Here is a 13,217-nt window from a genome sequence, read left to right as displayed (position 1 = left end):
AGATGGCTTTACAGCTTTCCCTCAAGGGCTTCCTTGCGGATCTCAGCCTTGAGTCGCTCTTCGGCATACATTTTCTTGAGACGCTTATTTTCGTCCTCAAGATCTTTAAGACGCTTCATCATAGATGCGTCCATGCCACCAAACTTGGCGCGCCATTTATAAAATTGAGCTGAGCTCATGCCGTGTTCACGGCAAAGCTCTGGAACAGGTACACCGTTCTCGTTTTGTTTCAGAATCGCTAAGATCTGACTGTCTGTGTATCGTGATTTGCGCATAGAAAACTCCTTCGTTTTAGTTTAACGGAATTTTCTACTTATAACTGCTCCGATTTTTCGGGGGGATTACAGTGTGGCTAGGTTGGGCTTAAGCACCCGGTAAAAAGTTGATTCGGAGCCATAATAAAGGCCCTCATCAAGCAACGTCGGTACAATCTGCGTCGGCGGTAAACTGGCAAAGCGCTTCTCATTGCTGACGTTTAATATAATTGCCTGTTCAGCCGCTGAGAGCTTATTCGCTGGCTCTGTACGCACAGCATCCGGACGTTTGTCCGTAAGCACTTTGCCATTCTGATACCAGCGCTTATAGGTACGTAAACTGATACCCGCTTCTTCGCAAGCCAACGGCAATCGAGCACCTGATTCTTTTGCTTCACGTATCCACGTTACATATTGTGTGCGCTCTGAGACCGAGGTCAATCGTCCTCGCTGTCGTTCTCCCAAAGCGCATCCAGCTTTTTTCTTAACACCAGTAATGCTGCGGTCTCTGCCAATGCTTTTTCTTTATGGCGAAGCTCGCGCTTAAGTTGTTTAATCTCTTTGCGATCTGCTTTGCGTTGCTGCTTGGCTTCGAGCTCTTGCTCGCGTGAACTTGCAAAGCCTTTTAGTGAGTCTGCTTTCCACGCTTTGACTTGCTCGACATAGAGTCCTTTAGCACGGCAGTATTCACTGAGCTCCGCTTCATTCAGAGCGCTTGTTTCGATAACCACAGCAAGCTTTGCTTCTGGTGACCATTGGTCTGGTGTTGGTTTATTTCCTGGCACTGGACGCCCCTGTAATTTGGCTTTATCGCGCCAATTATACAAAGTTTGCAGGCCAATGCCCTCAACTCGAGATACTTCTGCTACCGTCATATTTAACGGCGGTAATAATTTACTAAGAACTACTTGCTTACGTTCTTCTGAATAGCGTGGCACAATCAAACCTTAACGCCCCAACTGGTTAAATTTTAAGTAGTGCCAACTATCCTGCCAGAGGGGGATACTGTTTGGTTTGGTGTCGCTGGTGACTTAAATGACTTTTTGCTCAACAAGAAACAATGTTAAAAATAGGAGACTTCTTTACTGCTGGCGATACTCATGATTATTTGAATGATTTGGGTGTGGACCTATACGATAAAAACAAGGCTGCATTCAATGATTTGATGTCTGGAGCTATAAGTATTCGAGGTCAAAAGCTAGATAACTTCCTTGTTAGGAGGGAGCAAGGGTTTGTCGAGAGTTTTACTGTTAATAGATTTGGTACAAATGCTCCAACATCTAGCCGAATATTATTGAACTCTACATTCCTTGCTGGGCGACAGTTTATGCCAAAAATAATGCAAAACAGCCTTCAATATATTGATAAGAAGTACAACGGTAAATTCAATTTTTGGGACACGTACCACCGTATTGAGTTGGGGCAAGCAATGATGTCACAAGCAAGACATGGGAGATAGATAATGAAAAAAATAACTGAAGCCATGCCTTACTTGGCGAACTTGCTGGCACTAGATGTTTTCATATTTTTTGCTTTGTTTTTTGCCCACAGCTTTTTATTTAAAGGGTTTCCAATCATGGAGTCTGCCGCGAAAGGTGGGGCCGAAGTGTTTTGGCGAGTAATATCCTTACAGATTTTCATTCAGGTTGCTTTGCTTGTAGCTTTGGCGCATTTTAGCTTACATAGAGGGCTACCGTATGTACTGTTAGCTACTGTATTAAGCTTAGTGTTGGCAATATCAATTGTGTATTCCCCTTCGCATCTTTCGAAGTTACTCACCCTGCCAAGTAAAGATGAGCTAGGCGAGAGTTTTGCGTTAATTCTAAGCATTGTACTGGCGTGGACTTTCCTTAAAGTAAGTAAATAGTGGTAGTGTTCTTTAGCTCAGGATCCCTGCGGGATCCTGAGTCACCCATCATCACAGTTCCACACCCACTCCAGCATTACTAGCAATCGCCACCATCTCCAAAACATTCCCATTTTGAGGTATAATCTCGAAAGTTATGGAGAACCTGAATGAGTAATATCAGCAACTTAGAAGATTACAGAACATCCACCCCAAGTATCAAAAACTCGAAAGTTACCAATCCCCGCAAATATAAAGATGTGAATCGAACCGGTAAATTCGGAGGCGTATTTGTTTGAGTCATGCTGCCTCATCTTCGGCTAATTGTCGATAATAGTTATCTTCATACGCCCCAAAAACCAGTCGTAAAATATATTTACTCCTATGAACACGGGATAATATATTTTGAGCAGTTGACGCCGATTGATGATGGCTTTGTATTTATTCCATATGTGTTAATTAGTGAACAAAGTCTTGGTGCAGTAAGATAGGGTGTTCACTATTCTGCCAATTAGTCGCAGACAGATGCGCAGTGCATAGTTTCTTAAAGACAGTGGCAGCATGGTCACATGTACGTATGACAACATCGATCAGCTTGAAAAGGTGGTGGTAAGTCAAAGCGGTAGTCATTACATTATTCGCAGTTACATTGAAGATATTTCGATAATTACTGACCACGCGCCAGGCACCGAGGGCGGCCATCACAGGATTGCATATACACACCGCGTCCGTTTAGGCTCGGTGGTGTGACGCTGAGCAATGCCGATAATACCGTGATTGAGCACCACAGCAAAGACCCTTTTGGGAAACCTCGCCACGGCAGCTTAGAAGCGAACTTACCGGCAACCCTGCGCGGTTTACTGGGTGGAAATGACCCATTACATTGCGCGGATTCACCGACTAATACAGTTGGGTATTATTTGGGTTTTAAGCTTGGGCATAATCATCTTCTAAGTCACCCATAGTTTATATGTTAACTTAAAATCAGGCTGGTGCATGCTTAGGTTGACACAGCGGGCAGGTAGTCTGGGTATTTGAAATTTTCGAAAAAATGCCAGTCAGCGCTTAACTGACTGGCATTAGGCTATAGAGGCCGGCTTTTTGTTTTGCGAAAAGCTATTTATTAACGAATACCCATACGGCGCAGAGCACCTGTTGAGAAGTCGCTGCGCTGTGGCTCAATGTCGAAGTCCATGTATTCACTTTCTTCGTTCGCTAAGCCAAGCAAAATGTAACGACCAGAGTTTAAGTCGTACAGTGCTTCAGCAGCCATCCACGGGGTATCGTGGTAGTAGAACTGGGTGTTGTAGGCTTCTGCTACACGCCACAATTCGCCACGACCGTCGTAATGGTCAATCACCGACGCTGTCCACGTGTCTTCGTCAATAAACATATGACGGGTTGCGTAAATATGACGCTCGCCATCTTTCAATGTGCCTTTTACTTCCCACACACGGTGCTTCTCGTAACGCACGTAGTCTTGGTTCATGTGGCCTGGGCCAATGATGTCGTCATAAGAAAGGTTGGTGTCCATCAACTTGTAGTTGTTGTATGGAATGAGCATTTCTTTTTTGCCAACGAGTTCCCAGTTGTATTTGTCTGGGGCACCGTTGAACATGTCTAAGCCGTCAGACGTACGTAAGCCGTCAGATGCTGTACCTGGGCCGTCATAAGCAACCGATGGCGCTTTACGAACACGACGCTGACCAGCGTTGTACAACCATGCACGACGCGCTTCTTTTACTTGGTCAATGGTTTCGTGAACCAACAATACCGTACCTGTCATACGCGCTGGTGCTAAAACTTCTTGTAAGAAATAGAACAACACGTTGTCGTCGGCAGACTCACGGCCCGTTTTCAAGTACTCAGGGAATACTAATGATTCACGTAGTAATACCGGTACGAAGTCACCGTTTTCTAATACTGGGAACTGGTTTACTAAGCGCTGTACAGCACCACCACGATAGCGGGTAATGTGGTTCCAGATAACTTCTAAACCGTTTTGTGGAACTGGGAAAGGAATGTGTTTATCGAAGTTAGATAAACCGTTACCACCAGCAACCATTTCGGCGTTTACCGCATTCTTTGCAATCACGTCATACACTTCTTGTGGGTAAGCCGCGGTGCGATGCGTTGGGTAAACGTGCATTTTGTAATCAGGATACTTCTTAAACATCGCCATTTGGCCAGCAGAAAGAAGATCTTTATATTCTTCTAGGTTTGCAGCTGTAATGGTGTACAGCGGCTTTTCATCAGCAAATGGGTCAGCAGGGCGCTCAGGGATTTCGCCGTCAGCTTGCTTGCTGTAACCACCTGTCCAAGCAGGAATAGTGCCATCGGCGTTACCGGCGGTAACCGCGCCAACAGGCGTTAAATCATTTCCTAATCGTGCTGCTTCTTCAGGGCTAACTTTTGCCATGACACTTGCAGACACGACCGATAGCGCAAAAATACCGGCTTTTAGCATCATTTTATTCATTGTGCTTTTTCCTTGTTGTTCTTCATATGCATGCTTTACTTACATAAAGCTACATCAAAACGAAACAAATTTAAATCACCATCTGACACTAGCCTTACAACCTTGTTCGTTGTAAGGTATCAGCTGGTTTGACCTCTAGTTATTTTTCCATAGCATGTATCGCGAATTGGAAATTTGCAACTATTTACAAGATATAAGACTCAGAATTTTTACGAGGGTTCCATGATAAAAGCGACAGCTTGCGCTGGTGCACTTGTCGTAGCCACCTTAAATGGCGCTCCGGCACTCGCAAATAGCGACACAATCACTGATTATGAGGTGATTTACGCGCCGGCAATGAAAGCCGCAAAAGCACCACGTACAGTGCTTACTGAAATTACCCAAACCTCTAGTTCTACCATAGCCGTTGGTGATTATGGCGTAGTGCTATACCGCGATAACGCGAGTAACGATTGGCAACAAGCTGATGTACCAACCAGCGTGTTATTTACGTCAGTTGACTTTATTGATGACCAAAATGGCTGGGCCGCAGGGCACCATGGCGTGATCGCCGCCACAACGGATGGCGGTAAAACTTGGCAACTGCAATTAGATGGTTTTCAGTTTATTGACTTGCAGATTGAACATTTTCAGCAACTTGTCGATGAACTTACCGCCAAACAAGAGCAGTTTGATGGCTCAGACCCTGACGCAGAAGACGACATTCTGTTCGCTTTAGACAATGCTTTGTTCTTATTAGACAACGCAACATATGCCAAAGAAGATGGCCCAACTAAACCATTTCTAGATATTCGAGCTTTAAGCAACGACGTCATTTTGGCGGTTGGTGCTTATGGCACCTTAATTCGCTCGGTCGATGGCGGCAACAGCTGGCAAATTTTAGATGAACGCGTCGATAATCCAGATGGCTACCATTTAAATGCATTGGCTAGCGATGGCGAATTTGTGTATATCGCGGGTGAAGCCGGGCAGATTTTTCGCAGCGCCGATCAAGGCGACAGCTGGGAGCTGATGGACTCGCCTTATAATGGCTCATTTTTTGGCTTGCACGTAGATGCTAGCGAGCGTTTATGGGTGGTAGGGCTACGTGGAAATATTTTCGTCAGCTCGGACCAAGGCGACAGCTTTAGTCAGATTAAATTAGACGACGCGGTGAATATCAACGCTATTGTTGATGCGCCTAACGGCGGCGTTTATCTGGTTGGCAACGCCGGTGTGATCGGTTGGGTTAATGCCAATGGTAATATTGAGCAAATGACCCATAGCTCTGGCGCCGCGTTAACCGACTTAGTTGCTCATGGCGACGGCCGCTTAACGGTCGTTGGCCAACGCGGTGTGCTTGAAATCGCCGATTTTGCCACCGAAGCAGCTGCACAAGCTCAAGAATAAAGGAATTATAGCCGTATGACTGATAAGTCGATTGAGTCAAACAGCGTGTGGTTAGAGCGCGCGCTATTCAATTTCCGCCCGTTGTGGTTTGTTATATTCGCAGCATTAACTGCGTTTTTGGCATGGCATGCAAGCCAGGTTCGCCCTGAAGCAAGCTTCACCAAAATGATTCCAACCCAGCATGAATTTATTCAGAACTATTTTAAGCACCAAGAAGACTTGGCTAGTTTAGGTAACGTGGTTCGTATTGCGGTGGAAACCACTGAAGGGGATATTTTTACCGCTGAGTTTCAAAAAACGCTGCAAGAAATAACCGACGAAGTGTTTTTTATTCCGGGCGTGAATCGCAGCGGCTTAAAAAGTATTTGGACACCGAACGTACGTTGGAGCGAAGTCACCGAAGAAGGCTTTGTCGGCGGGCCGGTTATACCAGATAACTGGGATGCTTCAGAGCGTGCGCTTGATCAGCTACGTACTAACGTATTGCGTTCAGGCGAAGTGGGTAACTTGGTGGCGAACAACTTCAAGTCTGCACTTATTTTAGTGCCACTGAATGAAGTGAACCCAGATACTGGCGAAGCCCTTGATTACCAACAACTTTCACAGAAACTTGAAGAACAAATTCGCGACAAGTATCAATCTGATTCGGTTAAAGTTCATATTACCGGTTTCGCCAAAGTTATTGGCGATCTTATAGAAGGAGCTTACCAAGTTGGTTTGTTTTTTGTCATCGCCATTGTTATTACCTTGCTCATGCTGTTTTGGTACAGCCGCTGCTGGCGTAGTGCATTTGCGGTGTTGTCGTGCTCTATTATCGCCGTGGTTTGGCAGCTGGGTATTATTGAGCTGATTGGTTCGGGCATTAACCCGTATTCCATGTTGGTGCCGTTTTTGGTGTTCGCCATTGGTGTCAGCCACGGCGTACAGATCATTAACGCCATTAGTAACAACCGCGTTGATGGCCATGACAAATTTGCCGCCAGCCGTTTAGCGTTTCGTTCGCTTTATGTTGCCGGTTTAACCGCGTTGGTTTCAGATGCAATTGGCTTTACGACCTTGATGGTTATCGACATTGAAGTCATTCAAGAACTCGCCATTGCCGCCAGTATTGGTGTTGCCGTTGTGGTATTAACCAACTTGGGCTTATTGCCAATTTTAATGTCTTACACTGGCGTGTCAGCGAAAGGCGTTGCCTACACGGGCGAAGCTCGCGGTGAACAGCACCCCGTATTGGCTTTCTTTGGGCGTTTTTCGCAGCCTAAATGGGCTTACAGCGCCATTGTTGTGGCATTAATCGGTTTAACTTGGGGCTTGGTGTACAGCCAGCAAATGAAAATTGGTGACCTTGATGCCGGTGCGCCTGAGCTGCGCCCAGACAGCCGTTACAACCTTGATAATAAGTTCATAGTTGATAACTACAGTTCAAGTACGGATATTTTCGTCGTTATGGCGGAAACAGCGCCGAGCCAGTGTATTGCCTATGACAACTTAGAGGTCATGGATCGTTTTAGCTGGCATATGGAAAATACCCCAGGCGTACAAGATGTGAAGTCTGTGGTGTATGTCGCCAAAATGGGCTCTTACGGCTTGAACGAAGGTAACTTGAAATGGTTTAGCCTGAACCGTAATCAGTACGTGTTAAATGCGAACACCAACCGTACGCCGCCAGGGTTGATTAACCCCGACTGTTCAATGGCGCCGATTATTATTTACCTGAATGACCATAAAGCTGAAACGCTGCAAACTGTGGTTGCTTCAGTAAACGCGTTTAATCAGCAATACCAACAAGAGGGCCTAGAACTGCTTATGGCAGCGGGTAACTCGGGTATTGAAGCGGCGACCAACTCGGTTATTGAAGGCGCGCAAACCAAAATGCTGTTGTGGGTTTATGGCGTTGTTATTGTGCTGTGTTTAATTACCTTCCGCAGCATTCGTACAGTAACCTGTATTATTTTGCCGCTCATGCTTACCACGGTGATGAGCCAAGGCTTAATGGCCGTGTTGGGTATTGGTGTGAAAGTTGCAACCTTGCCAGTTATTGCACTTGGTGTGGGTATTGGTGTTGACTATGGTATTTATATTTACACCAAAATTCGCGAGGGCTTAGCCCAAGGAATGCACTTAAACGATAGCTACAAATATGCTTTAGAAAACACCGGTAAAGCGGTTGGTTTCACTGGCTTAACCTTGGCTATTGGTGTGGCAACCTGGATCTTCTCGCCAATTAAATTCCAAGCGGATATGGGTATTTTGCTCACCTTTATGTTCTTATGGAACATGTTAGGCGCCTTGATACTTATTCCAGCCTTTGCGCGCTTCTTCGCGCGCTTTGGCAAGCAAATTCACTAATTAGTGGTGTTGGGCGTCGGCTAACATAAAGTCGGCGCCCACATCGGCTATCACCATGGTTGGTGCGTTGGTATTGCCGCTAAGAACCGTCGGCATAATAGATGCATCAATAACACGCAAACTTTCCACACCCTTGACACGTAGCTGAGGATCAACCACGGCACTGGCGTCATTTCCCATTCGGCAGGTACTAGTAGGGTGATAAATTAAGCCTAAGTTCTGCTCAATTTTTTTCATGAGCTCGTCATCATTTGCCGTTGGCCCTGGCCAAATTTCGCCACCGTTATGTTCGGCTAACGGGGCCTGCGCCATAATGTTCCGTACCTGTTTAACACCGTTTAAAAGTGTCGTTCGGTCGGCTTCATTGTCTAGAAAGTTGTAGGTAAAGCACGGCTTATCTGCCGCATCAGTACTATTGAGCTTAAGTTCACCGCGCGCTTGTGGGCGCAGCACGCACACATGGCACGCATAGCCGTTGGTCAATGCTGGCCAAATATCCCAGCCGCTGTCATTAAAGCGTGTGGAGACAAAATGCAGTTGCAAATCGGGCTCTTTTACTCGTTCAGAACTGCGAATAAAACCGCCAGTTTCGGCCGGGGGAACGGCAAGGGCGCCGCGCTTTTTAAATGCATACTGCCACAGAGCAGCTGTCATTTTCGCTAAACCAATAGGCGCCAAACTAATGCCGTCTTTTTTGCGGTTTTTATAATGAACCATCACGTCGACATGCTCTTGCAAGTTCTGCCCAACCTGTGGGCTATCGGCGACAAGAGGAATACCAAACTCCGCTAAATGGCTTGCTGGACCAACACCCGATAGCATTAACAGCTGGGGTGAGTTGATGGCGCCGCCACTAAGAATGACTTCACGGCGTGCGGTGGCAATATAGCTGCGGTTTTTATGCCGAAATTGAACCCCGCAGGCTTTAGGTCGGTGGCCATGATGTTCAAACACAACCCGCTCAACCAGGCTATTGGTCAACACGGTTAAGTTTTTACGTGCTAAGGCGGGTTGTAAGAAAGCCTTTCGCACACTCCAACGTTGGTTATTGAGAATGGTAAATTGAAAAGGGCCCACGCCCTCTAAAGTTTCACCATTAAAGTCGGCGTTGTAGGGAATGCCAGCAGCAACGCCGGCGTCAACAAACAACCGCGCGGCGGCAAAGTGGGTGGGGACGTCACTGACATGCAGAGGGCCTTCGGCACCATGAAAGTTATTTGCTCCGCGTTGATTGTTCTCTAATTTTTTAAAACGCGGCAGAATATTGTGCCAAGCCCAGTCAGCTGAACTGACAGCCGCCCAATGGTCATAGTCACTGGGTAGACCACGGGTGTAGATCATGGCATTGATCATGCTGCTACCGCCAAGGCCTTTCCCGCGTGGGGTATAAAAGCCTTTACCTGAGCGCAGTGGTGCCGGATCACTGCTACGAAAAAGCCAATTAAACTTACGGCTGTGCATAAAGCGGATGACGCCACCTGGCATGTCGCTAAAAAAGGATTGGCCATTACCGCCAGCTTCAATGAGCGCAACCCGGTAGTTGCCACACTCGCTAAGCCGGTTTGCAAGCACACAGCCGGCGCTGCCGCCGCCGACAATAACATAGTCAAAATGTAAGTTAGAGGCTTTGAACATATCGGTATAGGTCATTCAGCAAGCGCATGGCTTTGGTGTTTTCAGCGTGTAACATGCTGGCGTTTTCTAGCTCAATCATAAACTGCTCAGCACTAAGCGCTTTAGCCGGCGGTGACATCAACCGTTGTTGGCAGAAGCTACGCCAGCGCTGAAGCTCACTGTCATTCAAGGTGGCAGGGTAATTTCGTGCGCGGTAGCGAAATAGCATTTCTGGCACACGGCTATCGGCAAAATTAAGCGCTAAGCCGGCTAGTTGATCAGGTTCTGTTGCACGAATGATCGCCATATTGGATCGGTCTTGATCACTGAAAAAGTCACCGCTGTAGAGCATTAAATCGGGGTCGTGGTGGGCCTCAAACTCACGTGCATGGGTTGTCGCATTGATAATACGTTCACGCAGTTGCGGGTCAGAGATAAGTTGCTGGCGATGGCGTTCGCACTGTTCAAAATCAATGCTCCAGCGCTGTTGCGCTGCTTCGTCAATGACTTTGATCGGGGCAACAAACGGGCATTTATTGACCGCAAACTGGCCGCCTCCGAAAGGTTCTATGCCTTGGTCGGCAAGTTCGCTGCGGCGGGTAAAACGTCGCTCGATTAACTGTGCTTCGTCTAGCGAAGCGATAGCACTTGGGTTACAACGTAAATCCCAATACACCACGCTGTTAGGCTGTTCAGGGTGATAGGCCAGCGGCATAATCACGCTGAGGTAGCCATTGTGCGCGCCATAAAACGGGCTGATGTGCGCAAGTGGGGTAAACTGAGTTAACTGAATTTGTTGGCTAACCGCTTGCTTACGACGTAGCCCAAACGCGTAATCGAACAACCGTGGCTGCGCCTCCTTAACTTTCTTTGCAACCGCCATGGTGGCGTAAACGTCAGACATCGCGTCGTGCGCTTGGCCGTGATCAATGCCATTTGCGCGGGTTAAATCTTCAAGTTTCATGCTCACCCGGCCATCGTCGTGATAGGGCCATTCGATACCCTCGGGCCGCAATGCATAACAGGCGCGCATTAAATCAATTAAGTCCCAACGGCTGTTATTGCTCTGCCAGGTGTGCGCGTATGGGTCTATAAAATTGCGATAAAATAAGTTGCGCGTAACTTCATCGTCAAAGGCGATATTGTTGTAGCCCACAATGACCGTTTCGGGCGTGCTCATTTGCGCCGCAATTTTTTCGGCGAATGCAGCCTCGCACATACCTTGTGCTAATGCATGTTGCGGCGTAATACCGGTAATAAGTACCGCTTGCGGATGCGGCAAGAAGTCAGGCGTGGGCTGGCTATAAATGGTTAGCGGGCGCCCAACCGGTTCAAAATCAAAGGTGGTTCTAAGCCCTGCAAATTGCGCTGGGCGATCGGTTTGCGGATTTGCACCCCAGGTTTCGTAGTCGTGCCAGTAAAACGTTGGCTGAGTCATGAAATTTCCGTGATTTCGGTATGTTAAATTATGTCCTCAATTTAACTGAATCTTGCGGTTAGAGCAAAGGCGTTGTTCGTGCGCTGCGCTGTTCGTCCGCTTCGCTGTTCGTCCGCTTCGCTATTCGTCCGCTCCGCTGTTCGTGCGCTTCGCTGTTCGTTGCTCGTGGTTACGATGAACGTTATGTGTGTGTCGACCGCTGCGCTTGTCGTTATTCGAAAAACAATTCAAACTAAAACAAGGCTAACCAATAACGAACAACGAACAGTGCGCAGCACGGACGAACAGCGCAGCGCACGAGTAACGAACAACGAGGTACTTAATGAAACGACTACTACTAACAGCCGCATTGGCACTGGCATCAGGGCAAGCCGTTGCCGCAGACAACTTTGCCATCGCCATTCACGGTGGTGCCGGCACTATTACCCGCGACAGCATGACCCCAGAGCGCGAAGCACAATATGAAGCCAAGCTGCAAGAAGCTGTGAATGCTGGCTATGCCGTGCTGGAAAAAGGTGGCGACAGCATGGATGCTATTGTTGTGGCGATTCAAATTTTAGAAGACTCACCGCTGTTTAATGCCGGACGCGGCGCCGTGTATACCTGGGATGGGCACCATGAATTGGATGCGTCCATTATGAATGGCGCGACGCGTGAAGCCGGTGCTGTGGCAAGCGTTAAAACCGTTAAAAGCCCAATTGCGTTGGCGCGAGAGGTAATGGAAGAGTCGGTGCACGTTATGCTCAGCGGCGAAGGGGCCGAAGCTTTTGGTAAGCAGCAAGGGCTTGAGTTGGTGGATAACAGTTATTTTAATACCGACGCGCGCTTCAAAGCCCTGCAGCGCATGAAAAAACAAGTAGGCAATCCGCAAGATAAAACTGCGTGGGCGCACATGGATGATAACTTTAAGTACGGTACCGTTGGTGCTGTTGCGCTTGATAAACACGGCAACTTGGCTGCCGGCACATCTACTGGCGGTATGACGGGTAAGCGTTGGGGCCGAATTGGCGATGCGCCGATTATTGGTGCCGGTACTTGGGCTGACAACGATAGTTGTGCCGTATCTGCCACTGGGCATGGCGAGTATTTTATTCGCTACCATGTGGCTGCGGATGTTTGTTCACGCATGAAGTATCAGCAATTAGACGTGGTCACAGCGGGTGACACCGTTATTCATGACGTGTTGTTACCTGCTGGCGGCACGGGTGGTGTGATTATTGTCGATAAGGATGGCAATGTTCATATGCCTTTTAACACTGAAGGTATGTACCGAGCAAAACGCCAAGCGGGCGGCCAAGCGGAAGTTGCGATTTATAAAGATTGACTATAATTACTGTATGGATTCAAAACTTGTGAGGTGTCTATGCAGTCGTTAAAAGTGGTTGATTATATGAATCGTCACCCTGTGAGTTTCAAGCCAGAGATGACCATTGAAGCTGCGGTTGATTTGTTGCTGCAAACGGGGCAACGCGGCGGGCCTGTGGTTGATGCTGAGCGCAAACTAGTTGGCTTTTTATCGGAGCAAGACTGTTTAGCCGCGATGTTGCGTGATACTTACCATAATGAGCAGGGCGCAAGTGTTGCTGACTGTATGTACCGCGGTGAGGTGGTTACCGTGGATGCCGAGTCGAATATTACCGACTTAGCGCAGCACATGACCAATAACCGGCCTAAAATATACCCGGTTATCGACACCGAGCGACAAGTTGTCGGAGTGATTACGCGCACCGACGTATTACGCGCTATAGATGCGCACTTGGGTGATAACTATAGTCATAACTAAAGTCATAACTAAAGTCATAACTAGAGTTAAAGGCCGTTAACAAGCTAAGCTGACGCTGTTAAACT

Annotated in this window: 11 protein-coding genes and 2 pseudogenes; 8 read left to right on the top strand and 5 right to left on the bottom strand. The window is 47.5% G+C overall.

Translation table 11 applies throughout. The annotated features are described in order from the left end of the window. Nucleotides 1-11 precede the first annotated feature (11 nt). Together BM334_RS05860 and BM334_RS12815 are read right to left on the bottom strand one after the other, a co-directional pair. Nucleotides 12-275: pseudogene (locus BM334_RS05860) on the bottom strand (transposase); the annotation flags it as partial. A gap of 90 nt (nt 276-365) precedes the next feature. Then, a pseudogene (locus tag BM334_RS12815) lies at nt 366-1,192 on the bottom strand (IS3 family transposase); the annotation flags it as partial. 122 nt (nt 1,193-1,314) lie between these two features. On the opposite strand from BM334_RS12815, the gene BM334_RS05845 reads away from it, so the two are divergent. The 4 genes from BM334_RS05845 to BM334_RS12685 all read left to right on the top strand — a co-directional run bounded on the left by BM334_RS05845 (nt 1,315) and on the right by BM334_RS12685 (nt 3,065). Continuing rightward, nucleotides 1,315-1,713: a hypothetical protein gene (locus tag BM334_RS05845; protein WP_092839112.1), complete on the top strand. Its 399-nt coding sequence runs from the start codon at nt 1,315-1,317 to the stop codon at nt 1,711-1,713. Nucleotides 1,714-1,716: 3 nt separating this feature from the next. After that, a complete protein-coding gene (locus tag BM334_RS05840; protein WP_092839109.1) occupies nt 1,717-2,121 on the top strand; it encodes a hypothetical protein in 405 nt (134 codons plus the stop codon). A gap of 540 nt (nt 2,122-2,661) precedes the next feature. Further along, nucleotides 2,662-2,850, top strand: a complete 189-nt coding sequence (locus tag BM334_RS05835) for a hypothetical protein (protein ID WP_092839106.1) — start codon at nt 2,662-2,664, stop codon at nt 2,848-2,850. Next, on the top strand, nt 2,847-3,065 hold the full coding sequence (locus tag BM334_RS12685) for a hypothetical protein (RefSeq protein WP_092839103.1): 219 nt from the start codon (nt 2,847-2,849) through the stop codon (nt 3,063-3,065). The genes BM334_RS05835 and BM334_RS12685 overlap by 4 nt, the downstream gene beginning before the upstream one ends. A 158-nt stretch (nt 3,066-3,223) precedes the next feature. On the opposite strand, the gene BM334_RS05825 is transcribed toward BM334_RS12685, so the two are convergent. Further along, entirely contained in the window at nt 3,224-4,579 is a 1,356-nt protein-coding gene (locus BM334_RS05825) for a DUF1329 domain-containing protein (protein WP_092839100.1), read from the bottom strand. A 222-nt stretch (nt 4,580-4,801) separates the two neighbouring features. Here BM334_RS05825 and BM334_RS05820 point away from each other — a divergent pair, with 222 nt between their 5' ends. Together BM334_RS05820 and BM334_RS05815 are read left to right on the top strand one after the other, a co-directional pair. Next, on the top strand, nt 4,802-5,968 hold the full coding sequence (locus BM334_RS05820) for a WD40/YVTN/BNR-like repeat-containing protein (protein ID WP_092839097.1): 1,167 nt from the start codon (nt 4,802-4,804) through the stop codon (nt 5,966-5,968). Nucleotides 5,969-5,983: 15 nt separating this feature from the next. Further along, nucleotides 5,984-8,317, top strand: a complete 2,334-nt coding sequence (locus BM334_RS05815; RefSeq protein WP_092839095.1) for an efflux RND transporter permease subunit — start codon at nt 5,984-5,986, stop codon at nt 8,315-8,317. On the opposite strand, the gene BM334_RS05810 is transcribed toward BM334_RS05815, so the two are convergent. Beyond that, nucleotides 8,318-9,967 carry a GMC family oxidoreductase gene (locus tag BM334_RS05810; protein WP_126801828.1) on the bottom strand — a complete coding sequence of 550 codons (1,650 nt, stop codon included), beginning with the start codon at nt 9,965-9,967 and terminating at the stop codon, nt 8,318-8,320. Continuing rightward, on the bottom strand, nt 9,936-11,369 hold the full coding sequence (gene sbcB / locus BM334_RS05805; protein ID WP_092839092.1) for an exodeoxyribonuclease I: 1,434 nt from the start codon (nt 11,367-11,369) through the stop codon (nt 9,936-9,938). The genes BM334_RS05810 and sbcB overlap by 32 nt, the downstream gene beginning before the upstream one ends. 322 nt (nt 11,370-11,691) lie before the next feature. Here sbcB and BM334_RS05800 point away from each other — a divergent pair, with 322 nt between their 5' ends. Together BM334_RS05800 and BM334_RS05795 are read left to right on the top strand one after the other, a co-directional pair. After that, nucleotides 11,692-12,693, top strand: coding sequence for an isoaspartyl peptidase/L-asparaginase family protein (locus BM334_RS05800; RefSeq protein ID WP_092839088.1), 1,002 nt, complete (start codon nt 11,692-11,694; stop codon nt 12,691-12,693). Nucleotides 12,694-12,732: 39 nt separating this feature from the next. Beyond that, entirely contained in the window at nt 12,733-13,152 is a 420-nt protein-coding gene (locus BM334_RS05795) for a CBS domain-containing protein (protein WP_092839085.1), read from the top strand. Nucleotides 13,153-13,217: the final 65 nt, after the last annotated feature.

The sequence above is a fragment of the Pseudidiomarina donghaiensis genome, assembly GCF_900116895.1.
Lineage (GTDB): Bacteria > Pseudomonadota > Gammaproteobacteria > Enterobacterales > Alteromonadaceae > Pseudidiomarina > Pseudidiomarina donghaiensis.
The sequence above is the reverse complement of the archived record's forward strand: the minus strand, read 5'-3'. Positions and strand labels throughout refer to the sequence as shown.